At 69.1% G+C, this 25,206-nt stretch carries 19 protein-coding genes; 7 read left to right on the top strand and 12 right to left on the bottom strand.

Translation table 11 applies throughout. The annotated features are described in order from the left end of the window. Positions 1-56: 56 nt before the first annotated feature. On the top strand, positions 57-941 hold the full coding sequence (locus DID99_RS18990) for a LysR family transcriptional regulator (RefSeq protein ID WP_124667291.1): 885 nt from the start codon (positions 57-59) through the stop codon (positions 939-941). A gap of 59 nt (positions 942-1,000) precedes the next feature. Here DID99_RS18990 and eutC read toward each other — a convergent pair whose 3' ends face one another. The 4 genes from eutC to DID99_RS18965 all read right to left on the bottom strand — a co-directional run bounded on the left by eutC (position 1,001) and on the right by DID99_RS18965 (position 6,379). After that, entirely contained in the window at positions 1,001-1,792 is a 792-nt protein-coding gene (gene eutC, locus DID99_RS18985; protein ID WP_044848389.1) for an ethanolamine ammonia-lyase subunit EutC, read from the bottom strand. Beyond that, positions 1,789-3,186 (bottom strand): ethanolamine ammonia-lyase subunit EutB, encoded by a 1,398-nt coding sequence (locus tag DID99_RS18980; RefSeq protein ID WP_044848390.1) that lies wholly within the window; start codon positions 3,184-3,186, stop codon positions 1,789-1,791. The genes eutC and DID99_RS18980 overlap by 4 nt, the downstream gene beginning before the upstream one ends. 106 nt (positions 3,187-3,292) lie before the next feature. After that, a complete protein-coding gene (gene eat, locus DID99_RS18975; protein ID WP_124486838.1) occupies positions 3,293-4,705 on the bottom strand; it encodes an ethanolamine permease in 1,413 nt (470 codons plus the stop codon). Positions 4,706-4,915: 210 nt separating this feature from the next. Then, positions 4,916-6,379, bottom strand: coding sequence for a mechanosensitive ion channel (locus DID99_RS18965; protein ID WP_124486837.1), 1,464 nt, complete (start codon positions 6,377-6,379; stop codon positions 4,916-4,918). 278 nt (positions 6,380-6,657) lie between these two features. On the opposite strand from DID99_RS18965, the gene DID99_RS18960 reads away from it, so the two are divergent. After that, positions 6,658-7,536 carry a GyrI-like domain-containing protein gene (locus tag DID99_RS18960; protein WP_124571368.1) on the top strand — a complete coding sequence of 293 codons (879 nt, stop codon included), beginning with the start codon at positions 6,658-6,660 and terminating at the stop codon, positions 7,534-7,536. A gap of 161 nt (positions 7,537-7,697) precedes the next feature. Here DID99_RS18960 and DID99_RS18955 read toward each other — a convergent pair whose 3' ends face one another. Further along, positions 7,698-8,063, bottom strand: coding sequence for a zinc ribbon domain-containing protein (locus tag DID99_RS18955; RefSeq protein WP_124571367.1), 366 nt, complete (start codon positions 8,061-8,063; stop codon positions 7,698-7,700). Positions 8,064-8,076: 13 nt separating this feature from the next. After that, positions 8,077-10,182 carry a heavy metal translocating P-type ATPase gene (locus DID99_RS18950; protein WP_260444614.1) on the bottom strand — a complete coding sequence of 702 codons (2,106 nt, stop codon included), beginning with the start codon at positions 10,180-10,182 and terminating at the stop codon, positions 8,077-8,079. A 105-nt stretch (positions 10,183-10,287) separates the two neighbouring features. Here DID99_RS18950 and DID99_RS37880 point away from each other — a divergent pair, with 105 nt between their 5' ends. The 3 genes from DID99_RS37880 to DID99_RS18940 all read left to right on the top strand — a co-directional run bounded on the left by DID99_RS37880 (position 10,288) and on the right by DID99_RS18940 (position 11,864). Next, positions 10,288-10,746 (top strand): hypothetical protein, encoded by a 459-nt coding sequence (locus tag DID99_RS37880; protein WP_260444612.1) that lies wholly within the window; start codon positions 10,288-10,290, stop codon positions 10,744-10,746. 45 nt (positions 10,747-10,791) lie between these two features. Beyond that, positions 10,792-11,223, top strand: coding sequence for a Cd(II)/Pb(II)-responsive transcriptional regulator (gene cadR / locus DID99_RS18945; protein WP_014895515.1), 432 nt, complete (start codon positions 10,792-10,794; stop codon positions 11,221-11,223). A 68-nt stretch (positions 11,224-11,291) separates the two neighbouring features. Continuing rightward, entirely contained in the window at positions 11,292-11,864 is a 573-nt protein-coding gene (locus DID99_RS18940; protein ID WP_124520454.1) for a PadR family transcriptional regulator, read from the top strand. Between the two features lie 24 nt (positions 11,865-11,888). Here DID99_RS18940 and DID99_RS18935 read toward each other — a convergent pair whose 3' ends face one another. From DID99_RS18935 to DID99_RS18920, 4 genes are all read right to left on the bottom strand, one after another. Further along, positions 11,889-13,319, bottom strand: a complete 1,431-nt coding sequence (locus DID99_RS18935) for an FAD-binding oxidoreductase (protein ID WP_124667289.1) — start codon at positions 13,317-13,319, stop codon at positions 11,889-11,891. A 13-nt stretch (positions 13,320-13,332) separates the two neighbouring features. Then, positions 13,333-14,121 carry an ABC transporter substrate-binding protein gene (locus DID99_RS18930; RefSeq protein ID WP_044849065.1) on the bottom strand — a complete coding sequence of 263 codons (789 nt, stop codon included), beginning with the start codon at positions 14,119-14,121 and terminating at the stop codon, positions 13,333-13,335. Between the two features lie 113 nt (positions 14,122-14,234). Then, positions 14,235-15,389, bottom strand: a complete 1,155-nt coding sequence (locus tag DID99_RS18925; RefSeq protein WP_124667288.1) for a pyridoxal phosphate-dependent aminotransferase — start codon at positions 15,387-15,389, stop codon at positions 14,235-14,237. Positions 15,390-15,615: 226 nt separating this feature from the next. Beyond that, entirely contained in the window at positions 15,616-16,284 is a 669-nt protein-coding gene (locus DID99_RS18920) for a TetR/AcrR family transcriptional regulator (RefSeq protein ID WP_124667287.1), read from the bottom strand. 73 nt (positions 16,285-16,357) lie between these two features. Here DID99_RS18920 and DID99_RS18915 point away from each other — a divergent pair, with 73 nt between their 5' ends. Together DID99_RS18915 and DID99_RS18910 are read left to right on the top strand one after the other, a co-directional pair. Then, positions 16,358-18,010, top strand: coding sequence for an acyl-CoA dehydrogenase family protein (locus tag DID99_RS18915; protein WP_124667286.1), 1,653 nt, complete (start codon positions 16,358-16,360; stop codon positions 18,008-18,010). A gap of 33 nt (positions 18,011-18,043) precedes the next feature. Then, a complete protein-coding gene (locus tag DID99_RS18910) occupies positions 18,044-19,558 on the top strand; it encodes a class I adenylate-forming enzyme family protein (protein ID WP_124667285.1) in 1,515 nt (504 codons plus the stop codon). A 105-nt stretch (positions 19,559-19,663) separates the two neighbouring features. On the opposite strand, the gene DID99_RS18905 is transcribed toward DID99_RS18910, so the two are convergent. Both DID99_RS18905 and putA read right to left on the bottom strand, forming a co-directional pair. Further along, positions 19,664-20,803 (bottom strand): branched-chain amino acid ABC transporter substrate-binding protein, encoded by a 1,140-nt coding sequence (locus DID99_RS18905; RefSeq protein WP_124486827.1) that lies wholly within the window; start codon positions 20,801-20,803, stop codon positions 19,664-19,666. A gap of 84 nt (positions 20,804-20,887) precedes the next feature. Beyond that, positions 20,888-24,820, bottom strand: coding sequence for a trifunctional transcriptional regulator/proline dehydrogenase/L-glutamate gamma-semialdehyde dehydrogenase (putA, locus tag DID99_RS18900; protein ID WP_124667284.1), 3,933 nt, complete (start codon positions 24,818-24,820; stop codon positions 20,888-20,890). Positions 24,821-25,206 lie beyond the last annotated feature (386 nt).

Below are 25,206 nucleotides of genomic sequence, written 5' to 3'. Positions count from 1 at the left end.
TAACGGACTAAAATTCCTCAATTCACCGCATCGCATCCGCTCGCCCGCCTACGTCGATGGAAAACCTGAACGGCATCGCCGCCTTCGTCCGCACCGCCGAAGCGCTCAGCTTCGTCGCGGCCGGCCGCGCGCTCGGCATCTCGGCGTCCGCCGTCGGCAAAACGATCGCGCGGCTCGAGCAGTCGCTCGGCGTGCGCCTGTTCAACCGCACGACGCGGCGCGTCACGCTGACCGACGAAGGGCGCCATTTCTACGAACGCTGCCAGCGGATCCTCGAGGATTTTCGCGATGCGGAGGCGACCGTGACGGCCGCCGCGCAGCGCCCGCGCGGCAAGCTGCGCGTGAGCCTGCCGGTGATCGGCTACCGGTTCCTGCTGCCGGTGCTACCCGAATTCAGGCAGCGCTATCCGGACGTCGAGCTCGACCTGGATTTCAACGACCGGATGGTCGATGTCGTCGAAGGCGGCTTCGACGCGGTGATCCGCAGCGGCCCGCTGTCGGATTCGAGCCTGATGTCGCGGCGGCTCGGCCCGTTCGCGTTCGTGCTGTGCGCAACGCCCGCGTATCTCGCGCAGGCCGGCACGCCGCGGGCGCCGCGCGATCTCGAAGCGCACGATTGCGTGCGCTACTGTTTCCCGACCACCGGCAAGCTGCAGGACTGGGCGCCCGCCGCCGACGACGGCACGCCGCTGAAGCTGCGCACCGCGATGACCTGCAACAACATGGAAGCGCTGCGCGGCGCGGTGATGGCGGGGCTCGGCATCGGCTACATGCCCGATTTCCTCGCGCGCGACGCGCTGGACACGGGCGCGCTCGTCACGGTGCTCGACGACTACCGGATCGCGCCGGGGCAGTTCTCGATCGTGTGGCCGTCGAGCCGGCAGCTGTCGCCGAAGCTGCGCGTGTTCGTCGACTTCCTGTGCGAGCGGCTGTTCAAGTAGACAAGTAGACGGACGGCGCGGTCGCGCCATCGATCCTCACCAATCCGGGTCGATCCGAATCAATCCGCGCCGATCCGCTCCGCTTCCGCCTGCGGCAACAGCGCATCGCTGTCGTCCTTCAACCCGACGCCCGTGAGGCCGAGCCGGCGCGCGTGCGTCATCAGGTAATGCAGCTTGTGCGCGGCCGCGGCATGCGGCAGCCCTTCGGGCCGCACGTTCGAGATGCAGTTGCGCAGTGCGTCGTGACAGCCGACCTTCGGCGCCCAGGTCAGGTACACGCCGAGGCTGTCCGGCGAGCTGAGCCCCGGCCGTTCGCCGATCAGCATCGCGACGACCTGCGCGCGCAGCAGTTCGCCGATCTCGTCGCCGAGCGCGACGCGCGCCTGCGTCGCGACCACCACCGGGCCGATCCGCCAGCCGTCCGCTTCGAGCCGCGGGCACACGGCCTGCAGCAGCGGCAGCGCCTGCTTCGCGGCCGCGAACGCCGACAGCCCGTCGCCGACCACGAACACCACCTCCGGCGCGTCGTCGAGCGCCGCGCCGTAGCCGGCCAGCAGCGCGCGTCCGTCATCGGACAGCTTGCGGCCGAGATCGGGCCGGCGCAGGTAATGCTGGCGGTCGGGCGCCGCGCTCTGCACGCCGAGCGTCGCGAAGCCGGCCGCGTCGATCTCGCGGCGCAGCGCGTCCGCGTCGAGCGGCTGGTGCACCGCGTCGCGCGCCTGCGCGTGCGACAGGTTGAACGCGAGCAGCGGCGCGGTCGGCAGGCTGCTGCCCGCGCGGCCGAGCGCGATCCGCGCGTTCGTGAACGACTTCAGCTGCGCCCACGGGTTCTTTTCGACGGCGTCGCTCATGCCGAAATCCCCATCCAGTCGTTCGCGCCCGCGAGCAGCGGCACGCGCGCGCTCGCGGCACGCAGCGCGCCGTGCGCGTCGGCGATCTCCATCGTCTCCAGCCATTCCTCGAACTCGGGCGCGCGGCGCAGGCCGAGCACCTCGCGCACGTAGAGCTGGTCGTGAAACGACGTGCTTTGATAGTTCAGCATCACGTCGTCCGCGCCCGGGATGCCCATGATGAAGTTGATGCCGGCCGCGCCCAGCAGCGTCAGCAGCGTGTCCATGTCGTCCTGGTCGGCTTCCGCGTGATTCGTGTAGCAGATGTCGCAGCCCATCGGCACGCCGAGCAGCTTGCCGCAGAAATGATCCTCGAGCCCCGCGCGGATGATCTGCTTGCCGTCGTACAGGTATTCGGGCCCGATGAAGCCGACCACCGTGTTCACGAGGAACGGATCGAACTTGCGCGCGACCGCATACGCGCGCACCTCGCAGGTCTGCTGGTCGACGCCGAAGTGCGCGTTCGCCGACAGCGCGCTGCCTTGCCCCGTCTCGAAGTACATCAGGTTGTTGCCGACGGTGCCGCGCTTGAGCGACAACGCGGCCTCGCGCGCCTCGCCGAGCAGCGCGAGCGAGATCCCGAAGCTCGCGTTCGCCTTCTCGGTGCCCGCGATCGACTGGAACACCAGGTCGACCGGCGCGCCCTTCTCGATCGCCGCGATCGTGTTGGTCACGTGCGTGAGCACGCACGACTGCGTCGGCACGCCGTAGCGTTCGCGGAATCCGTCGATCATCGCGAGCAGCTTCACGATCGCCGCGAGGCTATCGGTCGCCGGGTTGATGCCGATCATCGCGTCGCCGCAGCCGTACATCAGCCCGTCGAGCATCGACGCGGCAATGCCCTTCACGTCGTCGGTCGGATGGTTCGGCTGCAGCCGCACCGACATCCGGCCGGCCAGCCCGACCGTGTTGCGAAAGCGCGTGACGACGCGGCGCTTGCGCGCGGCCGCGATCAGGTCCTGGTTGCGCATCAGCTTCGACACGGCCGCGACCATCTCGGGCGTGAGGCCCGGCGCGATCCGCTCGAGCGCGGCGCCGTCGGCCGCGGGCGACAGCAGCCAGTTGCGGAAGTCGCCGACGGTGAGGTGCGAGATCTCCGCGAACGCGGCCGCGTCGTGATCGTCGAGGATCAGGCGCGTGACCTCGTCGTGTTCGTACGGAATCAGCGCTTCGTTCAGGAACGCCTTCAGCGGCACGCCCGCGAGCGCGATCTTCGCGGCCACGCGCTCCTCCTCGCTCGCCGCCGCGACGCCGGCGAGCTGGTCGCCCGAGCGCAGCGGGCTCGCCTTCGCGAGCAGCGTCTTCAGGTCCGCGAAACGGTACGTGCGCGGACCGATCGTCTCCGTGTAGGACATCGTTCGAATCTCCTTGCCAGTCCTTGCCTCGCCTGACGCCGACGGCGCGCCCGTTCGACGGGGCGCGCCGCATGCCGTCACGAACGGCCGTTCGGGTCGGCCATCCTCATTCCTCGAGCAGCGCGTCGCCCGGTGCGCTCGCACGCTGCGAACGGGTCGCGAGGAAGTACGCGTAGCCGAGCGCGAGGAACGCGATGAACACCATCGCCACCAGCCCGTTGAAGTACACCATCGTCGCAAGGCAAATCAGGGCTGCAACGATCGCGAACGCCGGGAAGAACGGGTACAGCGGCGCGCGGAACGGTCGCTCCAGGTTCGGCTGCGAGCGGCGCAGCTTGAACAGCGCCGCCATGCTTACGATATACATCACGATCGCGCCGAACACCGACATCGTCACGATGTTCGCGGTGAGCGTCTGGCCGCCGAACTGGATCAGCTCGTCGCTGTAGATCGCGGCGATGCCGACCACGCCGCCCGCGAGAATCGCGCGATGCGGTGTCTTGAAGCGCGGATGCACCTTGCCGAGCCATTCCGGCAGATAACCTTCGCGGGCCAGCGCGAAGATCTGGCGCGAATAGCCGAGGATGATCCCGTGGAACGACGCGACGAGCCCGAACAGCCCGAGCCACACGAGCATGTGCATCCAGCCGCTGTTCGCACCCACGATGTACTTCATCGCCTGCGGCAGCGGGTCGTTGATGTTCGCGAGCTTGGTCCAGTCGCCCGCGCCGCCGGCGAACACCATCACGCCGATCGCGAGCGTGACGAGCGTCAGGATGCCGGCCACGTACGCGATCGGGATCGAGCGCTTCGGGTTCTTCGCCTCCTCGGCGGCCATCGCGACGCCTTCGATCGCGAGGAAGAACCAGATCGCGAACGGGATCGCGGCGAACATGCCGTGGAATGCGCCGACGCTGAAATGATCGGCGCCCGACCAGCCGCCCTTCATGAAGTTGCTCCACGCGAAGCCCGGCGACACGACGCCCATGAACACCAGCAGCTCGAAGATCGCGAACAGCGTGACGACCAGCTCGAACGTCGCGGCGATCTGAACGCCGACGATGTTCAGCGCCATGAACACGAGATACGCGCCCATCGCCGCGTGTTTCGGTTCGAGCCCCGGAAACTGCACGTGCAGGTACGCGCCGATCGCGAGCGCGATCGCGGGCGGCGCGAACACGAACTCGACGAGCGTCGCGGCGCCGGCGAGATAGCCGCCGGCCGGGCCGAACGCGCGGCGCGCATACGCGAACGGGCCGCCCGCGTGCGGGATCGACGTCGTCAGCTCGGTGAAGCTGAAGATGAAGGTGGTGTACATCGCCGCGACGAACAGCGCGGTGACGACGAAGCCCAGCGTGCCGGCGCTCGCCCAGCCGTAGCTCCAGCCGAAGTATTCGCCTGAAATCACGAGGCCGACCGCGATGCCCCACAGTTGCCAGGTCCCGAGCGTCTGCTGCAGCGCGGGCTGGCCGGACGACTTGGCGCCGGCGGCGGGCCGGCCATTCGACTCTGCTTTCATCGGATTCTCCTGAAAGGCGCCGGCCTGCGGGCCCGCGCGACTGAGAATCGATGCTAGAGAGTCATTAAACGACGTGTTATCGAAATTCGGCAAAGATGACGGCTGACGTTTCGCTGACGGCAACGGTGGGCGGTGGGCGGCTCTCCACGAGCGTCATACACACACCGTCCGGCCGCGCGAAGCGGCCGGACGGCCGACGCGTCACCAGCGTTACTGACCGCCGCCGCGCTGGTTGAACCAGCGGTCGAGCAGCTTGCCGGCCGCCTCGCGGCCGCCGAGGCCGAACGACAGCGCGACCGCCACCGCGATCGCGCCGAGCACGAGGCCGAACGCGAGCTGCACGATCTCGTTCGCGATGCCCATCGCGCGCAGCCCCATCGCGAACACCAGGCCGAGGATCGCGAACTGCGCGATCCGTGCGAACAGCACGCTGTGCTCGCGGTCGGCCTGCTCGATCACGCGGCGCGCGAGGCCCGCGAGCCACACGCCGATCACGAGGATCACGCCGCCCGTCAGCACATGGCCGCCGAATTCGATGAACAGCGTGACGACGTCGCGCACCTGCGTGAAGCCGAGCCGGTTCGCGGCCTCCACCGACGCGAACAGCATCGCGAAGAACACGATCAGCCGCGCGACCAGCACCGACGGCTGCAGGATCCCCGAGAACACGCGCTCGACGCCGAGCACGGCCGGCAGCCCGTCGGCGCCGGCGGCTTCCAGCAGCTTCTGCGCGAGCGACGCGACGAAGCGCGCGAAATAGAACGTGACGAGCACGATCACGATCGCCGCGACGATGTCGGGCACCGCGCCGAGGAACTGGTTCAGCATGTTGGTGGCGGGAATCGAGATCGCGTCGATCTTCAGCGCGTCGAGCGCGGAGATCAGCGTCGGCACGAACACGAACACGTAGACGATGGTGCCGATCAGGCTCGACACGCGCACCGGCGTCGGGCTGTCGAGGCCCTGCGTGAGGCGATCGGCGCCTGCGGCAACCAGCAGGTTCGTCACGAGGCCGCGCAGCACGCGCGCGACGACCCAGCCGACGAAGCCGATCACCGCGGCCGCGAACAGGTTCGGCACGATCGCGAGCAGCCTGTCGACCATCCCCTGCACCGGCGACAGCAGGCCGGACAGCGCGAACGACGCGAGAATCGCCGGCAGGAACATCAGGATCACGAGCCAGAACAGCACGTCGCCGAGATAGCCGCTCATCGGCTGCATGCCCGCGCTTTCGGACAGCTTGTCGTCGACCTTGCTCGCCTTCAGTGCACGGTTCGCGAGGCTGCGCAAGAGCGACGCGATCAGCCACGCGATCAGCGTCAGCGCCGCGCCGCCGATCAGGTTCGGCAGGTAGTTGACGATGTGGGTGACGAGCAGCGAGAACGGATTGGACACCGCGTACAGGTTGAGCACGTTGAAGATGCCCACCGCGGTGACGAGCAGCACGAGCCAGAACAGCCCGCCGGCGATGATCCGCTCGACGCGCGCGCCCTGGCCGGTGCTTTCGTTGATCCGCTGATCGACCTTCAGCGCGTTGAGCAGCCGGAGCGCGCCGGCCCGCACCGCGACGGCGATCAGCCAGCCGATCACCAGGATGCCGATCGCGCCGGCAATCTTCGGCAGGTATCCGCCTAGCGTGGTCTGCAGCGACGTGATGAAGCTGGAAGCATCCATTTCTTCTTCTCCCGAAAAACGTGGCGTTGCGATTGAACATCGACGAACTACCTGCGTACTTCGAAAACCGTGCGTTGCCGCCCCAAGCAACTTACCCGAGAAAAATGACGCGATCACCCGATTTCACCGTCTTTAACTTTAGACACATCTCGACGGGGACGAGACCCCATTTCGGCGAAATTAAAAAGGGGCAGATTTTGTTGGCCTACGCATCTCCGCAAGATTTATCAATCGGCGGCGTGCTACCGTGACGTCGATTCCTGCCGGGGGACGCACGCATGACCGTCGACACGAAAGCCGAAACGCCCGCGTGGACCCGCTATGCAGCACGCATCGCGCGCGTTCACGACCACATCCGCACGCACCTCGACGACACGCTCGACCTGAACCGGCTCGCCGACATCGCGTGCCTGTCGCCATATCACTGGCAGCGCGTCTATCGCGCGCTGTACGGCGAGTCGATCGTGCTGACGGTGCGGCGGATGCGGATCGTGCGCGCATCGGAGGACCTCGTCTGCACGGCGCTGCCGCTCGACGCGATCGCCCGGCGCGCCGGCTACGGTTCGACGCACGCGTTCGCACGCGCATTTCGGGATGCTTACGGCGTGCCGCCCGCGCAGCACCGGCGCGCCGGGGTTCACCGGCCGATCTATCCGTTACAGCGAGGAGAGGAGGACATGTTCAAGCATGAAGTCGAGATCCGGCGGCAGCCGGAACTGCGCGGTTACGCGGTGGCGCATACGGGCGCTTACCTGAAGGTCGGCGACGCGTTCGGGCAGATTGGCGCGTGGGTCGGGCAGCACGGGTTGATCGGCCCCGGCGCAAAGATGATCGGGATCTTCTACGACGATCCGGACACCACGCCCGAAGCGCAATTGCGAGCGAAAGCGTGCTTCGTGCCGGCCGGCGGCGCGCCGGACGTCGAGCCGACGCCGCCGGTCGAGCGCATCACGATCGCGGGCGGCGAGTATGCGGTGCTGCTGCATACCGGGCCGTATGCGGACCTCAAGACCGCTTACCAGTGGCTGTACGGCGACTGGCTGCGTCACTCGGGCCGCGATGCCGCCGATGCGCCGCCGTTCGAGCTGTATCTGAATACGCCGATGGATGCGGCGCCGGCAGACCTGCGCACCGAGATTCATTTGCCGCTGCGTTGAGCGGCAGGTCCCGGGTTCGGGGCTCGGGGCTCGGGGCTCGGGGCTCGGGGCTCGGGGCTCGGAGCGAGCCCGCACGCCGTGGCCCGGCGGCGCCCGTTGCAGGCGCCACGCCGCCCTTGGAGATCGGCCGTCACGCCGGCATCGAGGCCGACGATCGAGCCTTACCCGGCCTGCGTGCCGCAGCCCGGACAGAAGCGCGCGTCGGCGGCCAGCGCCGCGTGGCAGCGGCTGCACGCCTTGCCCCGCTGCGCTACACCGCACTGCGCGCAGAATCGCGCATCCGCCGCGTTGATGGCGCCGCAGCCCGCACAGGCGAGCTGACGCAGCGGCACGTTGCTGCCCGTGCCGCCCTGCGCGTCGGCCGACAGCTGCCAGCCCCAGCCGTGACGATCGCGGCCGCGCGCATCGTGGCCGCCATGACCTTCCCGGCCCGGTCCGCCGTGATGCCCGCCGCTACCGTGGCCGCTTCCATGCCCACCGCCATGACCGCCTCCCTGGCCGCCCAGGATCCGTTTCAGAAAGCTCATCGCCCGCTCCTCGTCACTGCGTCCGCGCGCTGTCGAACACGCCCGTCTTCGACAGCAGCCGCAAGCCGTTGCCGACGACGATCAGGCTCGCACCCGCATCGGCGAACACGGCCATCCACATCGTGCCGAGCCCGGCGACCGTCAGGCCGAGGAACACGATCTTCACGCCGAGCGCGAAGCCGATGTTCTGCACCAGCACGCGGTGCGTCGCGCGCGACAGCCGCACGAACGCGGGAATCTTGCGCAGGTCGTCGTCCATCAGCGCGACGTCGGCCGTCTCGATCGCCGTGTCGGTGCCCATCGCGCCCATCGCGAAGCCGATGTCGGCGCGCGCGAGCGCCGGCGCGTCGTTGATCCCGTCGCCGACCATCCCGACCGCGCCCGCGCCGCCCGCCGACAATTCCTCGACCGCCGCGAGCTTGTCCTCGGGCAACTGGTTGCCGCGCGCATCGTCGATGCCGGCCTGCTGCGCGATTGCCTGCGCGGTGTGCGGGTTATCGCCGGTCAGCATCGCGGTGCGGATGCCGAGCGCGTGCAGGTCGGCGATCGCCGCGCGGCTGGTGTCCTTGATCGTGTCGGCCACCGCGAAGATGCCGAGCACGCGCGTGTCGTCGACCAGCATCACGACGCTCTTGCCCTGCCGCTCGAGTGCGTCGAGCTTCGCCTCCAGCGCCGGCGAGCAGCGTTCGAGCTCCTCGACGAGCCGGTGGTTGCCGAGCCAGTAGCGCGCGCCGTCGATCGTGCCGCGCACGCCACGCCCGACGATTGCTTCGAATTCCTCAACATCGGAGAATGCTGCCGTCTGCGCGTCGCGCGCCGCCGCGGCGATCGCCTGCGACACCGGATGATCGGAGCGCGCCGCGAGGCTCGCGCCGAGATGACGCACGCGCGCCGCGTCGACGTCCGTCGCATGCAGGTCGAAATCGGTCTGCACCGGCTTGCCGTGCGTGATCGTGCCGGTCTTGTCGAGCGCGAGCCACGCGAGCTTGCGGCCTTCTTCCAGATACACGCCGCCCTTCACGAGAATCCCGCGCCGCGCCGCGGCCGCGAGCCCCGACACGATCGTCACCGGCGTCGAGATCACCAGCGCGCACGGGCACGCGATCACGAGCAGCACCAGCGCGCGGTAGATCCAGTCGTGCCACGCGCCGCCCATGACGAGCGGCGGCGCCACCGCGACCAGCAGCGCGACCGCGAACACGATCGGCGTATAGACGCGTGCGAACCGGTCGACGAAGCGCTGCGTCGGCGCCTTCGCGCCCTGCGCTTCCTCGACCGCGTGGATGATCCGCGCGAGCGTCGAGTTGGCGGCAACCGCCGTCACGCGATAGTCGAACGAACCCGCTTCGTTGATCGTGCCCGCGTACACCGCATCGCCTGCCGTCTTGTCGACCGGCAGGCTCTCGCCGGTGATCGGCGCCTGGTTCACCGTCGAGCGGCCCGCGACCACTTCGCCGTCCAGCCCGATCCGCTCGCCCGGCTTCACGCGCACGATCGCGCCGAGCGCGACCCGCGCGGCCTCGATCGTGCGCCACGTGCCGTCGATGTCCTGCACGGTCGCGGTGTCCGGTGCGAGCTGCATCAGGCCCTGGATCGCATTGCGCGCGCGATCGAGCGACTTCGCCTCGATCAGCTCGGCGATCGTGAACAGCACCATCACCATCGCGGCTTCCGGCCACTGGCCGATCGCCATCGCGCCCGTCACCGCGATGCTCATCAGCGCGTTGATGTTCAGGTTGCCGTTGCGAACCGCGATCCAGCCTTTCTTGTAGGTGGTCAGCCCGCACGTGAGCACGGCCGCGAGCGCCAGCACCGCCGACAGCCACACCGGCAGGCCGGCCCAGCTCACGGCCTCGGACGCGATCGCGGCGACGCCGGCGACCGCGAGCGGCCACCACGGCTTCGCGGGCGGCGGCGCGACCGGCGTTGCCGGCGCGTCGGCCGACGCGGCCTCCGGCGTCATCCCGAGCGTACGGATCGCGCTTTCGATCGCAGGCTGCGCACCGGCCACGTGGTCGACGGTCAGCATCCGCTGCATCAGGTTGAATTCGAGCGCCGACACCTGCTGCATCCCGCCGAGCTTCTTGCGGATCAGCGTTTCCTCGGTCGGGCAGTCCATCTGCATGATCCGGAACGCGGAGCGCACATGACCCGACGCGGTCGCGCGCGCGGCCGGCAGCGGTGCGAGCGTCAGCGCGGCGGGCGCGCAGCAGGCACCGGCCGCGTGGTCGTGGTCGTGGTCGTGATCGTGATCGTGATCGTGATCGTGATCGTGATCAGCATGGTCATGCGTGGCATGGCCGTGTGCCGCATGGTCGTGCGAGCACGCCGCGCCGTGCCCGTGCCCGTCGTCGTGCGCGTGGCCATGCGCATCGCCATGCCCGTCGCCGTGCGCGTGGCCGGCACGGTCACAGTGGTCGTGCCCGGCGAGGTGCGCCGATGCCTGATCGTGGTCATGGTCGTGGCCGCATCCACGCGACTGCCCGTCGCGCGCCGCCGCGTCGCCGTGCGCGTGCGCGTGCTCGCCGGCCGCCGACGCCGCGTCGCCAACGGTCGCCGCCTGCGGGTCGCGCGCATCGGCGCAGCAGGTCTCGGCGCCGCCGGCATGACGGTGTCGTGGGTCGTGGGTACGCTGCGCGTCGGTCATGACAACCTCCTCTATGGCTTGACGGAGTACAGTTAACACCCTGAAGCCACTACAAGGTCAACCCTTGCAAAGGAGAAAGCCATGAAGATCGGCGAACTGGCCAAGGCGGCCCGCTGCACGCCCGAAACGATCCGCTTCTACGAGAAGGAGGGGTTGATGCCGGATGCGGAGCGCACCGATTCGAACTACCGCAACTACACCGACGTGCACGTCGAGCGGCTGCGCTTCATCCGCAACTGCCGCGCGCTCGACATGGCGCACGACGAAATCCGCGCGCTGCTGCAGCTCACCGACACGCCCGCCGACCCATGCGATTCGATCAACGCGCTGCTCGACGAACACATCGGCCACGTCGATGCGCGCCTCGCGGAACTGACGCATCTGCGCGACCAGCTCACCGAATTGCGCCGCCAGTGTGTCGGCGAACATTCGGTCGAGGACTGTGGAATCGTGCACGGTCTCGCGACGATGGAAACCGTCGCGCCGGCCGCAAAGCGCTCGCACCTCGGCTGAAACCCTTGTCGAATATGATGGTCTAGTTGATACTAGTTATATTCTTACTAGACACAACATAACTATTCATGTCAACAAGCCGCCCGTCTCCGCTCGCACTCGCGGTCCTCGCGACGCTCACTGAAACGCCGATGCATCCATACGGAATGCTGCAGCAGTTGAAGGCGCGCGGCTACGACGAAGTCGTCAACGTGCGGCAGCGCACGAGCCTGTACCAGACGATCGACCGGCTGCTGCGCGACGGGTTGATCGCCGTGCACGACACCGAGCGCGACGGCGCGTTTCCCGAGCGCACGCTGTACACGCTGACCGAAGCCGGACATACGGCCGGCCAGGCATGGCTGCATGCGCTGCTCGCGGAGCCCGCGCGCGAGTTTCCGGCATTCGGCGCCGGCCTCGCGTTCCTGCCGCTGCTCGATGCCGACGATGCACGCCGGCAACTCGAGCGCCGCATCGCAGCGCTCGAAGCCGAACGCGAACGTCTCGAGTCGCTGCGCAACGCCGCGCAGAACGACCAGGTGCCGCGCCTGTTCCTGCTGCACAACGAGCATGCGCTCATGCTGCTGAACGCGGAGCTCGACTGGGCGCGCAGCGTCGTCGAACACGTGAAGATCGGCGCGCTGCGCTGGGTCGACGGCTGACGCGCAGCCATCGGCGCGCGCCGATCAAAGCACCTTGCCGGGGTTGAGCACGCCGACGGGATCGAGCGCGGCCTTCAGGCGCCGCATCAGGCCGATTTCCGCTTCACTGCGCGTGTGCGCGAGATAGGCGCGCTTGAGCATGCCGATGCCGTGCTCCGCCGACACCGAGCCGCCCATGTCCCGGACGACCGTGTAGACGCAGCGATCGATCGCATCGGCGTTGGCGTCGCGCATGCCGTCGAGCGATACGCCGACATGCACGTTGCCGTCGCCGACGTGGCCGAAGCACAGGCACACGATGTCGGGCCAGGCCGCGCGCAACGCCGCTTCGCAGCGCCCGGCGAACAGGCCGAGTTCGCCCGTCGGCAGGCTCACGTCGAAGTTCACCAGATGCGGCAGCGCATCGATTGCGAGGCCCTCGCGCAGCGTCCACAAGTCGCGCGCCTGCCGCTCCGACGTCGCCAGCGCCGCATCGTCCACGAGCCCCGCGTCGATCGCATCCGCCAGGCCGTTTTCCAGCGCCGCGCGCGCATCGCCGCCCGGTGCGCTCGTCGCGCACTCGATCAGCACCGCGAAGCCGCCGTCGCCCGCGAACGGCGCGACGACGCCGGGCGTATGACGCGCCACGTAGTCGTAGAAGGCCGGCCACATCGCTTCGAAACTGACGAGCTCGGGCAGTGCGCGCAGACGGTTCCACAACCCGACCACGGCATCGTAGCCGCGCACGCGACAGAGCGCGGTGGCCGGCGCGGCCAGCTTCGGATGCAGCCGCAGCACGGCACGCGTGACGATGCCGAGCGTGCCTTCGCTGCCGATGAACAGCTGCTTCAGGTCGTAGCCCGCGTTGTTCTTCAGCATCCGGTTCATCGACGACACGACAGTGCCGTCGGCGAGCACGGCTTCCAGGCCGAGCACCTGCTCGCGCATCATGCCGTAGCGGATCGCGCGCGTGCCGCCCGCGTTGGTCGCGAGCATGCCGCCGATCTGGCACGAACCGCGTGCGCCGAGATCGACGCCGAACGTGAAGCCCGCCGCGTCCGCTGCCTCCTGCACCGTCTGCAGCGGCGTCCCGGCGCGCACCGTCATCGTGCCCGCCGCCGCGTCGATCGACTCGACGCCCGCGAAACGCTCCATCGACAGCACGATCTCGCCGCCCAGCGCGACCGCGCCGCGCGCGAGCCCGGTGAGGCCGCCCTGCGGCACGACCGGCTGCCCGAGCCGCGTGCACAGCGCGAGCGTGCGCGACACGTCGTCGACGCTGCGCGGCCGCACCAGCGCACGCGGCCGCACGCCGGCCGGCTCGTTGTACGCGGTGAAGTAGCGCGGATCGATCTCGGCCGCCCGCGTGACCAGCGTGTCACCCAGCGCGGCGACTAGCGCCGCCTCGAGCGCGTCGTCCGCCGGCGCGGCTACATCGTGGCCGCCACGCGCGGCGGCCGTCTCCAGGCTCTGCATCGTGCGCGTCCGCTTACTTGGTGGAGATGTCGATGTCGCCGAAGTACTTCTGGCCGAGCGACTTCACCGTGCCGTCCGCCTTCAGCTTGTCGATCGCCGCATCGAGCTTCCCCTTCAGCGCGTCGTCGCCCTTGCGCAGGCCGAACGCGATCCCGCTGCCGAGAATCCGGTCGTCGCGCACCGGCTGGCCGACGAACGCGAAGCCCTTGCCGTCCGGGCGCGACAGGAAGCCGCGCTGGCCGGCCGGCGCGAGCACCAGCGTCGCGTCGAGGCGGCCCGACACGAGGTCGGCATACACCTGGTTCTGGTCCTGGTACGCGACGATCGACACGCCGGCCGGCTCCCAGTGCGCCTTCGCGTAGGTTTCCTGGATCGACGCCTGGAGCACGCCGACGCGCTTGCCCTTCAGCGCTTCCGGCGTCGGCAGCAGGCCGCTGCCGGTGCGCGCGATCAGCTGCGTCGGCACGCGGTAGATGATCGTCGTGAAGTCGATCGCCTGGCGCCGCTGCTCGGTCGCGTTCATCGCCGAGTTGATCGCGTCGAACTTGCGGCCCTGCAGCGCGGGAATGAGCCCGTCGAACGACGTCTCGACCCACTTGCACGACAGCTTCGCGGTCTGGCAGACGGCATTGCCGACGTCGATGTCGAAGCCCTGCAGGTCGCCGTTCGGCGCCTTCGACTCGAACGGCGGATATTGCGCCTCGAGGCCGAAACGCAGCGTTTGCCCGTCGGCCGATGCCGCGCCGGAGCCGAGCGCGCACGCGAATGCGAACGCGAGTTTGAGGGTGTGTGCATGCTTCATCGTGATCTCCTGGCTGGCCGGTCGGCGCCGCGCTTCGGCACGTGCGCCGGTCCCGTCCGTGACTTTCGGTGCGACGTACACGTCGCCTGCTTGGGTGCGGGCCGCGCCCGCGATTACAGCGAACGCAACCGCCGCGCGCCCTCGATCAGCGTCGCGTCGTCCTTCGAGAAACTGAGGCGGATCACGCCCGCGTCGGTGCCGTCGGTGTAGAACGCCGACAGCGGAATCGTCGCGACGCGCGCATCGCGGATCAGGCGCAGCACGAAGTCGCTGTCGCGCTCGTCCGAGAAGTGGCGGAACCGCGCGAGCATGAAGAACGAGCCTTCGCTCGGCAGCAGCTCGAAGCGCGACCCGGCCAGCTCGCGCGCCAGCAGGTCGCGCTTGGCCTGGTAGAACGCCGACAGGCCGAGATAGCTTTCCGGCCGCGCGAGGATCTCCGCGAACGCGACCTGCATCGGCGTATCGGCCGAAAACACCATGAACTGGTGCACCTTGCGAATCTCGTCCATCAGTTCGGCCGGCGCGACGCAATGCCCGACCCGCCAGCCCGTCACGTTGAACGACTTGCCGAACGACGACACGATCACGCTGCGCTCGGCCAGCTCGCGGTGACGCGCGACGCTCTGGTGCTGCGCACCGTCGAACACGACATGCTCGTAGACCTCGTCCGACAGCACCACGATGCCGGTATCGCGCGTGAGCTGCGCGAGCCGTTCGAGATCGTCGGCGGAGAACACGGTCGCGGTCGGGTTGTGCGGCGTATTGACGACGATCATCCGCGTGCGCGGCGTGATCGCGGCGGCCACTTCGTCCCAGTTCACGCGGAAATGTTCGGGCGACAGCTTGATCGCGACCGGCGTCGCGCCCTGCATCCGCACGATCGGCGCATAGCTGTCGAACGACGGCTCGAAATAGATCACTTCGTCGCCCGGATGCACGAGCGCGCTGATCGCCGCGTAGAGCCCCTCGCTCGCGCTCGCGATCACCGTGATCTCGGTGCCCGGGTCGTAGCGCGTGCCGTACAGCGCCTCGGTCTTCTCCGCGAGCCGTTCGCGCAGCGACGCGAGGCCGGCCATCGGCGCGTACTGGTTGTGGCCGTCGCGCATCGCGCGCGCGACGCCGTCGACGAGCGCCGGATCCGGCGCGAAATTCGGCGCGCCTTGCGACAGGTTCAGCGCATCGTGCTGTGCGGCAAGCTGGCCGATCACCGTGAAGATCGTCGTCCCGACGTCCGGCAGTTTCGAACGGGGCCTGGTGGCGCTTCGCATGAGTTCTCCTTCTGATGTCCTTCGGGCCGGCCCGTGCGATGCGCGCGGCCGGTCTCATCGGGGATGATTTAGCCCGAGCCAATATCGGCGGACAACCGAAAGTTCGTCATGGCGGCCATGCGTTTTTCTCATGAGCGGCCATACGCTTGGCTCGACGCCAAGGCCGAGTGACCGGCAATGCATGCGAATCGGGCATCTCCCTGGACGCGCGCGGCCACGCCGCGCGTCACGCGCCCGCGGCCGCCAGGTAGGCGCTCAGCACGGCCCGCAACTCGCCGCGCAACGCCTCGAGATCCAGTGCTGGCCCGAGCGTGAGCAGCGCCTGGGAGACGCCGCCGTAGCAGACCGCATGCGCCATCCGGGCGATCCCGTCGAGCCGCGCGGCCGGCGGTGGATCGGCGGCCTGCGCGAGCGCGTCGCGCCACAGCGCGACATAGGCGTCGTAATGCCGCCGGTACGCGGCGAGCGGCGACACCTGCCGCTCCAGCGCGAAAAACGCGCTCCACAGCGCGGCGTCGGCGCCGATCGCGTCGACCTGCAGGTCGGCGAGCGCGGCCGCGAGCTCGGCGCGCGGCGCGCCGCGCAGCCCGTGCGCCGCATCGCGCAGCCGGTCGGCCAGCGCCAGCACGCGCCGGTGGATGCACAGCGCGGCGAGGCTCTGCTTGTCGCCGAAGTATTCGTAGAAGGTACCGACGCTCACGCCCGCGACGGCCGCGATCTCGCGAATCGTCGCCTTCGCGTAGCCGCGCTCGAGCAAAAGCTGAACGAAGGCCTGCTGGAGCGCGTCGGACGTGGCCTGCGCGCGCGACTGGCGCGGCCGGCGACGCAGCGCGGGCGCGGGTTGCGCCGCCGGCTGGCCGGGCGGCGCCGGAACCTGAACATGTCGCGGCGGCATATTTGCTACTCTGAAATTCAGCGGAAACGCGTTTGACCGGCAGACCGCGACGCACGAGACCGGAGACAGCCCGATGACCGAATCGACCCAAGACGTCACGAACCAGTTCGACGAACTGGTCGACTATAACCTCTTCGCCACCGACGTCGCGCTGCGCGACGCACTCGCCCGCGCGGGCGCCGACTGGGCCGTGCCGCGGCTCGACGCGTACGGCGCGCGGCTCGGCAGCGCCGACACCGCACAGCTCGCCGACGAAGCGAACCGCCACGCGCCGGAACTGAACGCGTTCGACCGGCGCGGCCGGCGCATCGACCACGTCGACTTCCATCCGGCCTGGCACACGCTGCTCGGCATGTACCGCAACGAAGGCTTCGTATCGCTCGCGTTCCGCGACACGCGCCCCGGCCGCTGGGCCGCGACCGCGGCCGGCTTCTACCTGCACGGCCAGATCGAGGCCGGCACGCTGTGCCCGGCGACGATGACGCAGGCCGCGATTCCGGTGCTGCAGAAGGAGCCCGCGCTGTGGGGCCTGCTGCGCGACAGGCTGTACAGCGACGACTACGATCCGCGCGACGTGCCGGTCGCCGACAAGCGCTCGATCTGGTTCGGCATGGGGATGACGGAGAAACAGGGCGGCTCCGACGTGCGCGCGAACACGACGCTGGCGACCCCGGTCGGCGCGGGCGGGCGCGGCGGCGAATACCGGCTGCGCGGCCACAAGTGGTTCTTCTCCGCGCCGATGTGCGACGCGCACCTGGTCGTCGCGCGCACCGAAGCAGGCAGCCCGTCATGCTTCTACGTGCCGCGCTGGCGGCCCGACGGCACGAAGAACGCGGTCGAGATCCAGCGGCTGAAGAACAAGATCGGCAACCGCAGCAATTCGAGCAGCGAAATCGAGCTGAACGACGCATGGGGGATCATGCTCGGCGACGAAGGCCGCGGCATTCCGACCATCATCGAGATGGCCACCTACACGCGGCTGAACTGCGTGCTCGGCAGCGCCGCGATGCTGCGCCAGGGCGTCGTGCAGGCGATCGCGTACACGCGCCGGCGCCACGCGTTCGGCCGCGCGCTCGCCGAGCAGCCGCTGATGCGCACCGTGCTCGCCGACCTCGCGCTCGAAAGCGAGGCCGCGCTCGTGCTCGCAATGCGCCTCGCCGACGCGTTCGAGCGCGACGACGCGCCGCGCGAACGCGCGTGGAAGCGGATCGTCACGCCCGCCGCGAAATTCTGGGTCTGCAAGCGCGCGGTCGAGCTGACCGGCGAGGTGATGGAGGTGTTCGGCGGCAACGGCTACGTCGACGACGGGCCGATCGCGCGCCTGTTCCGCGAAGCGCCGGTCAACTCGATCTGGGAAGGCTCCGGCAACGTGATGTGCCTCGACGTGCTGCGCGCGGTGTCGCGCGAGCCCGACGCGGCCGCGGCGCTGCTCGCCGAACTGGCCGACCTCGGCGCCGGCGAACCGCGCATCCGCGCGGCGCTCGATACGCTGCGCGCGATGCTCGCGGCGCCGGCCGACACGCTCGAGGCGTCGGCCCGGGTGTTCGCGCAACGGCTCGCGCTGGTCGCGCAGGCGTGCCTGCTGCGGCGCGACGCGCCCGCGTTCGTCGCCGACGCATTCGTCGCCACCCGGCTCGCCGCGCCCGACTGGGGCCGCATCGCGGGCGGCTTCGACCCGCACGCGCTCGACGTCGGCGCGCTGCTGCAGCGCGCGTACCCGGCCTGACACGCCCGCTCGTCCTCCTCGCGTGGAGCCATGATGAACCTCGTCGCCGCCCTCGACCGCGCCGCCCGTGCGACGCCCGACAAGCCGTTCCTGATCCACGACGACACGGCGATCACGTACGCCGCCGCGCGCGAGCGCTCGCATCGCGCGGCGGCCGTGCTGAGCGCACTCGGCGTCGCGGCCGGCGACCGCGTCGCCGCGATGTGCCTGAACACGCCCGCGTTCGTCGACCTGATGTTCGGCGCGTGGCGGCTCGGCGCCGCGTTCGTGCCGATCAACCACAAGCTGCAGGCGCCGGAAGTCGACTACGTGCTCGAGCACAGCGGCAGCAAGGTGCTCCTGTTCGACGCGGCGCTCGCGCCGGTGCTGGCGCGCGTGATCCATCCGGTGCGGCGGCTCGTCACCGAAGGCGACGCCGCCGGCACGCCGAACTTCGACGCGATGTGCGCGGCGATGGACGGCGTCGCGGGCATCGAGCCGGCCGACGGCGACGTCGCGCAGATCCTCTACACGTCCGGCACGACCGGCCGCCCGAAAGGCTGCGTGCACAGCCATCGCACCGTGACGCTCGCAGCGATGCAGGCGGCGCTCGCGACCGGCATCGGCCGTAACGAACGCACGCTGATGGCGATGCCGATCTGGCATTCGTCGCCGCTGAACAACTGGTTCGGCGGCACGCTGTACGCAGGCGGCACCGTCGTGCTGCTGCGCGAATACCATCCGCTGCGCTTCCTGCAGGCCGTCGAGCGCGAACGCGTGACGCTGTATTTCGGCGCGCCGGTGTCGTATACGCTGCCGCTCGACACGATCGAGCGCTTCGCGGCGTTCGACCTGTCGAGCGTGCGCGCATGGCTGTACGGCGGCGGCCCGATCGGCGCCGCGCAGGCCGAACGGCTCGCGCATGCGTATCGCAGCCACGCGTTCTTCCAGGTGTACGGAATGACGGAAACGGGCCCGGCCGGCACCACGCTGTATCCGGACGAGCAGATCGCGAAGGCCGGCTCGATCGGTCGCCAGGGCGGCCCCGGCGTCGACCTGCGGGTCGTGCGGAGCAATGGCGCCGACGCGCTGCCGGGCGACACCGGCGAGATCTGGCTGAAGGCCGACAGCATGATGCTCGGCTATCTCGACGACCCGGCCGCGACGCGCGCCGCGTTCGCGCCGGACGGCTGGTATCGCACCGGCGACATCGCGCGGATCGATCAGGATGGCTACCTGTTCATCGTCGACCGGCTGAAGGACATGATCGTGACGGGTGGCGAGAACGTCTATTCGAAAGAAGTGGAGGACGTGCTCGACGCGCATCCGGACATCGCGGAAGCGGCCGTCGTCGGCGTCCCGCATCCGGAATGGGGCGAGACGGTCGTCGCGCACGTCGTGCTGCGCGCGAGCGCCGCGCCGGATGCGGATGCGCTGCGCGCGTTCTGCGGCGAGCGGCTCGCCGCGTACAAGATCCCGCGCGAATTCGTGTTCGCGGAAACGCTGCCGCGCACGCCGACCGGCAAGCTGCAGAAGTTCCTGCTGCGCACGCGGCGCGAGCGCGAGTAACGCCGAAGCCAAAGAAAAAGCCACCGGACCCGACGGCCCGATGGCTTTTTCGCACGCGATGCGGGACGGGGCATTGCGACGCCCCCGCCCGCGCTCACGCCATGCTTACTTGCCGCCGATGCTCTTCAGCGGCTTCCACTCGCCCTTCTCGACCTTGTACATCGTGATGCCGCCGTTCTTCAGGTCGCCCTTCGCGTCGTACGCGACGTGCGACGACGTGACGCCAGCCATGTCGGTCTTCGCGAGCACCGGCAGGTACTTCGCCGGATCGGTCGAATCGGCCTTCTTCATCGCGTTGAGCATCGCCATCGCGCCGTCGTACGCGTACGGCGAGTACGTCTGCACTTCTTCGCCGAAGCGCTTCTTGTACTTGTCGGCGTAGGTCTTGCCGCCCGGCATTTCTTCCAGCGGCAGGCCTGCCAGCGATGCGATCGTGCCGTCGGCCGCGTTGCCCGCGATCTTCAGGAACGTCGGCGTCTTCACCATTTCGCCGCTCATCAGCGGTGCGGTGATGCCGAGCGTCTTCATCTGCTTGACCATCGGCGCTGCCTGCGAATCCGCGCCGCCGTAGTAGACGAGGTCCGGCTTCGCGGCCTTCAGCTTGGTCAGGATCGCCTTGAAGTCGACCGCCTTGTCGTTCGTGAATTCGCGGTCGACGATCGTCGCGCCGCCGGCCTTCGCGGCCTTCTCGAACTGGTCGGCGAGACCCTGGCCGTAGGCCGTGCGGTCGTCGACGATCGCGATCTTCTTCATGCCGAGATCCTTCGACGCGAAGGTGCCCGCCACCGAGCCCTGCTGCGTGTCGGACGTCATCATGCGGAAGGTCGTCTTGTAACCCTGCTGCGTGTATTCCGGCGCCGTCGCCATCGCGATTTGCGGAATGCCGGCGTTCGCGTAGATGCGCGAAGCGGGAATCGTCGTGCCCGAGTTGAAGTGGCCGAGCATGCCCTTGATGCCGTCGTCGACGAGCTTCTGCGCGACCGTCGTGCCGGTGCGCGGGTCAGCCTGGTCGTCCTGCGTCTCGAGCACGAACTTCACCGGCTTGCCGCCGATCTTCGGGCTGGTCGCGTTGAAGTCTTCCAGCGCGAGCGCGATCCCGTTCTGCATATCCTTGCCGTAGTGAGCCTGGGCGCCCGTCATCGGCCCTGCGTAACCGATCTTCACGTCATCCGCATGGGCCGTCCCCGCCAGCGACATGACGGCGACGAACGTCGCGCCTGCCAGCTTTTTCATCGTGTGTTGCATAGCTTCTCCTTGGTACCAGGGTAAATGGAGCGGCTTCGGGATCGCCTTGCCGCTTCCTTTGATTGATCCGAACGGCAAGGATGGTCAGCCGATCGTCATCAAATTCGCATTGCCGCCCGCCGCGGCCGTATTCACGCTCACCGAGCGCTCGGTCAGCAGGCGCTCGAGCGCGTAGTCTTCCGCGTCGCCGTTCTCGAACGCGCCCGCCGACACGCCCTGCACCGACACGATCGGGCCCGGCCGCTGCGCGACGTCCTTCACGAGCGTCTGCAGCTCGTCGCTGTCGCCTTCGAATAGCACCGCGTCGAACGGCGCGTCGGCCTGCTTGCGCACGGCCGCATGCGCCTTCAGCGCAGCCGGCAACGCGGCCACCAGCGCCTCGCCCGCGGCACCGGCGAACAGTGCGCGGTTGCCGGTCGCCAGCACCGCCGCGAACTGCGCGCGCGCACCGCTCGGCGTTGCCGCGACACACAGCACCGTGCCGCGCGGGCCGAGTGTATACGTGTTTCGCTCGCCGGTCGGGCCGGTCAGCACCGCGGTCGCACCGGCCGGCACCTGCGCCAGGTAGCCGTCGCAGCGGGCGGCCAGCGCCGGTTCGCGCTGCTCGATCAGCCAGTCGCGCAGCGCGGTCAGCGCCGTCGCCGGGTTGCTGCGCTGTTCGCCATCGACCGCGCCGTCCGCGATCAGCGTCTGCGCGAGCGAACGCGGCAGGCCCGACGGACGCGTCGCGAGCAGGCGCTGCAGGTACAGCGCGCCGCCGGCCTTCGGACCCGTGCCCGACAGCCCTTCGCCGCCGAACGGCTGCACGCCGACCACCGCGCCGATCACGTTGCGGTTCACGTAGATGTTGCCGACGTGCGCGTTCGAGATCACGTGCGCGATCGTCTCGTCGATCCGCGTGTGGATGCCGAGCGTCAGGCCGTAACCCGTCGCGCGGATCTGCTCGAGCAGCTTGTCGAGCTGGCTGCGGCGATAGCGCACGACGTGCAGCACGGGGCCGAACACTTCGCGCTTCAGCTCGTCGATGCTGCCGATCTCGATCAGCGTCGGCGGCACGAACGTGCCGTGCGCGCAGGCTTCCGGCGACGGCAGCTGCGTGACGGTGTGGCCCTTGTCCTTCATCGTCGCGACGTGCGTGTCGATCGTCTGCTTCGCTTCGGCGTCGATCACCGGGCCGACGTCGGTCGACAAGCGGTCCGGGTTGCCGAGCGCCAGCTCGTGCATCGCGCCCTTGAGCATCGTCAGCGTGCGATCCGCGACATCGTCCTGCAGACACAGAACGCGCAGCGCCGAACACCGTTGACCGGCCGAGTCGAACGACGACTGCATCACGTCCGCGACGACCTGCTCCGCGAGCGCCGACGAATCGACGATCATCGCGTTCTGGCCGCCCGTTTCCGCGATCAGCGGAATCGGCTTGCCGTCCGGGTCGAGGCGCGCGGACAGCGTCTTGTTGATCAGGCGCGCGACTTCGGTCGAGCCGGTGAACATCACCGCGCGCGTGCGCGGATCGGCGACCAGCGCCGCACCGACGGTCTCGCCGGTGCCCGGCAGCAGCTGCACCGCGCCGGCCGGCACGCCGGCCTCGCGCAGCAGGCGCACGGCCTGGGCCGCGATCAGCGGCGTCTGCTCGGCCGGCTTCGCGAGCACCGTGTTGCCGGCCGCGAGCGCGGCGGCGACCTGCCCCATGAAGATCGCGAGCGGGAAGTTCCACGGGCTGATGCAGACCACGGGGCCGAGCGGACGGTGCGTGTCGTTCGAGAATTCGTCGCGGATCTGCGCCGCGTAGTAGCGCAGGAAGTCGACCGCTTCGCGGATTTCGGCGATCGCGTTCGGCAGCGACTTGCCGGCTTCGCGCACGATCAGGCCCATCAGCGTGTGCATCTGCGCTTCGAGCAGGTCGGCCGCGCGCACCAGGCAGTCGGCACGCGCATCGACCGGCGTCGCCTGCCAGATCGGTGCGGCGGCGACTGCGTGCGCGAGCGCCGCGCTCACGTGTTCGGCCGTCGCCTCGCTGACCGTGCCGACGATGTCGCGCTGATCGGCCGGGTTGCGCACGTCGCGCGCCGTGGCGTCGGCGAGCGCGTCGTCGGCGAGCATCGGCGCCGCGCGCCACGGATGATGCGCGCTCGCGAGCAGCGCGGACGACAGCGACGCGAGACGGTGTTCGTTCGACAGGTCGAGGCCCATCGAGTTGGGACGCTCGTCGCCATACAGGTGGCGCGGCAGCGGAATCTTCGCGTGCGGCGCGCCGAGCGGCACGACCTTCGACGCCTCGTCGACCGGATCGGCGACCAGTTCCTTCACCGACACGGTTTTATCCGCGATGCGGTTCACGAACGACGTGTTCGCGCCGTTTTCCAGCAGGCGGCGCACCAGGTACGCGAGCAGCGTTTCATGCGTGCCGACCGGCGCATACACGCGGCACGGACGGTTCAGCTTGTCGCGGCCCGTGACTTCCTCGTACAGCGGCTCGCCCATCCCGTGCAGGCACTGGAATTCGTACTGGCCCGGGTAGTAGTTCTGGCCCGCCAGGTGATAGATCGCGGCCAGCGTGTATGCGTTGTGCGTCGCGAACTGCGGGTAGACGGCGTCGGGTGCCGCGAGCAGTTTCTTCGCGCACGCGAGATACGACACGTCCGTGTAGATCTTGCGCGTGTAGACCGGATAGCCTTCGAGGCCGTCGACCTGCGCGCGCTTGATTTCGGTGTCCCAGTACGCGCCCTTGACGAGGCGGATCATCAGGCGGTGACGGCTGCGGCGCGCGAGGTCGATCAGGTAGTCGATCACGAACGGGCAACGCTTCTGGTAACCCTGCACGACGAAGCCGATGCCGTTCCAGCCCGCGAGTTCCGGATCGAAGCACAGCGCTTCCAGCAGGTCGAGCGACAGCTCGAGACGGTCGGCTTCTTCCGCGTCGATGTTCAGGCCGATGTCGTAGCGGCGCGCGAGCAGCGCGAGCGCACGCACGCGCGGCAGCAGCTCGCTCATCGTGCGGTCCTGCTGCGAGCGCGAGTAGCGCGCGTGCAGCGCCGACAGCTTGATCGAGATGCCCGGGCCTTCGTAGATGCCGCGGCCGCCGGCCGCCTTGCCGATCGCGTGGATCGCCTGTTCGTACGACGCGTAGTAGCGCTGCGCGTCCTCTTCCGTCGTCGCCGCTTCGCCGAGCATGTCGTACGAGTAGCGGAAGCCGCGCGCTTCGTACTTGCGGCTGTTGGCCAGCGCCTCGGAAATCGTCTCGCCGGTGACGAACTGCTCGCCCATCAGGCGCATCGCCATGTCCACGCCCTTGCGGATCAGCGGCTCGCCGCCGCGGCCGATCAGGCGCGTGAGCGCCGACGACAGGCCCGCTTCGCTGTTGGTCGTCACGAGCTTGCCGGTGATCATCAGCCCCCAGGTCGCCGCGTTCACGAACAGCGACGGCGCGTGGCCGACGTGCGAACGCCAGTCGCCCTTGCTGATCTTGTCGCGAATCAGCGCATCGCGGGTCGCGCGATCGGGGATCCGCAACAGCGCTTCGGCCAGACACATCAGCGCGACGCCTTCCTGGCTCGACAGCGAAAACTCGTGGATCAGCCCTTCGACGCCGCCGCCCGAGCTCTTCTCGCGCAGCGCCTCGACGAGCTGCGTCGCGAGCGTCTGCACGTCGGCCTGCAGGTTCGCCGGCAGGCGCGCCTGGCCGAGCAGGAACGGCACGCATTCCGGTTCGGGGCGGCGATACGCGGCCGTGATCGCCGCGCGCAGCACCGATTGCGGCTGCACGTTCTGGGCGAACTCGAGGAACGGATGCGGCGAGTTGTCGTCGTCACCGTCCGGCGTCTGGCCGTCGGCGAGCTCCGTCACGCCGCTGCTGCCCGACAGTTCGGGCGGCAGCTGGCCGTGCTCGATCCGCTCGAGGTACGCGAAGATCGCCTGCTTGATCAGCCAGTGGGGAGTGCGCTCGAGACGCGCTGCCGCGTCTTTCAGGCGCGAGCGGAGAAGGTCGTCGACTTTGACGCCAAGAGTCGTGCTTGCCATGGTGGGTTCGTGCGCCGGTGCGAGCCCGGCAATGTGGTGTGAGAGGATGCGCGAAATCCTACGGCACGCAATAAAAAGGTGCAACCGAATTAAGAGACTGGTTGCACCTCGAAGTTACTCAATATAATCAGCCACTTATAAGGTCGCAACCTAGGGGTTGCCCGTGGTCGGTGGATCGGTGTTTTCCCTGATCGAGGGCGAGTTGGCGCGCGTGGACAACCTTCGGTGTGCGCGGCCGAGGGGAAAGACGGGTTGCACTGGCCGGGTCGGCGGGTACCGCGGGCAGGTTTGGAACGCGCCCTGCGGAGATCGCATGCCGCTCGGCGCGGGCGGCGGGGTTGGCGGGTTGGCGGGTTGGCGGGTTGGCGGGTTAGCGGGTCGGCGGG

This window comes from Burkholderia sp. Bp8986 (genome assembly GCF_003854225.1).
Lineage (GTDB): Bacteria > Pseudomonadota > Gammaproteobacteria > Burkholderiales > Burkholderiaceae > Burkholderia.
The sequence above is the reverse complement of the archived record's forward strand: the minus strand, read 5'-3'. Positions and strand labels throughout refer to the sequence as shown.

What these genes read in the sequence shown, in the direction of transcription:
- DID99_RS18990 (WP_124667291.1), top strand. Translation starts at nt 57, where the DNA reads ATGGAAAACCTGAACGGCATCGCCGCCTTCGTCCGCACCGCCGAAGCG.
- eutC (WP_044848389.1), bottom strand. Translation starts at nt 1,792, where the DNA reads ATGAGCGACGCCGTCGAAAAGAACCCGTGGGCGCAGCTGAAGTCGTTC.
- DID99_RS18980 (WP_044848390.1), bottom strand. Translation starts at nt 3,186, where the DNA reads ATGTCCTACACGGAGACGATCGGTCCGCGCACGTACCGTTTCGCGGAC.
- eat (WP_124486838.1), bottom strand. Translation starts at nt 4,705, where the DNA reads ATGAAAGCAGAGTCGAATGGCCGGCCCGCCGCCGGCGCCAAGTCGTCC.
- DID99_RS18965 (WP_124486837.1), bottom strand. Translation starts at nt 6,379, where the DNA reads ATGGATGCTTCCAGCTTCATCACGTCGCTGCAGACCACGCTAGGCGGA.
- DID99_RS18960 (WP_124571368.1), top strand. Translation starts at nt 6,658, where the DNA reads ATGACCGTCGACACGAAAGCCGAAACGCCCGCGTGGACCCGCTATGCA.
- DID99_RS18955 (WP_124571367.1), bottom strand. Translation starts at nt 8,063, where the DNA reads ATGAGCTTTCTGAAACGGATCCTGGGCGGCCAGGGAGGCGGTCATGGC.
- DID99_RS18950 (WP_260444614.1), bottom strand. Translation starts at nt 10,182, where the DNA reads ATGGACTGCCCGACCGAGGAAACGCTGATCCGCAAGAAGCTCGGCGGG.
- cadR (WP_014895515.1), top strand. Translation starts at nt 10,792, where the DNA reads ATGAAGATCGGCGAACTGGCCAAGGCGGCCCGCTGCACGCCCGAAACG.
- DID99_RS18940 (WP_124520454.1), top strand. Translation starts at nt 11,292, where the DNA reads ATGTCAACAAGCCGCCCGTCTCCGCTCGCACTCGCGGTCCTCGCGACG.
- DID99_RS18935 (WP_124667289.1), bottom strand. Translation starts at nt 13,319, where the DNA reads ATGCAGAGCCTGGAGACGGCCGCCGCGCGTGGCGGCCACGATGTAGCC.
- DID99_RS18930 (WP_044849065.1), bottom strand. Translation starts at nt 14,121, where the DNA reads ATGAAGCATGCACACACCCTCAAACTCGCGTTCGCATTCGCGTGCGCG.
- DID99_RS18925 (WP_124667288.1), bottom strand. Translation starts at nt 15,389, where the DNA reads ATGCGAAGCGCCACCAGGCCCCGTTCGAAACTGCCGGACGTCGGGACG.
- DID99_RS18920 (WP_124667287.1), bottom strand. Translation starts at nt 16,284, where the DNA reads ATGCCGCCGCGACATGTTCAGGTTCCGGCGCCGCCCGGCCAGCCGGCG.
- DID99_RS18915 (WP_124667286.1), top strand. Translation starts at nt 16,358, where the DNA reads ATGACCGAATCGACCCAAGACGTCACGAACCAGTTCGACGAACTGGTC.
- DID99_RS18910 (WP_124667285.1), top strand. Translation starts at nt 18,044, where the DNA reads ATGAACCTCGTCGCCGCCCTCGACCGCGCCGCCCGTGCGACGCCCGAC.
- DID99_RS18905 (WP_124486827.1), bottom strand. Translation starts at nt 20,803, where the DNA reads ATGCAACACACGATGAAAAAGCTGGCAGGCGCGACGTTCGTCGCCGTC.
- putA (WP_124667284.1), bottom strand. Translation starts at nt 24,820, where the DNA reads ATGGCAAGCACGACTCTTGGCGTCAAAGTCGACGACCTTCTCCGCTCG.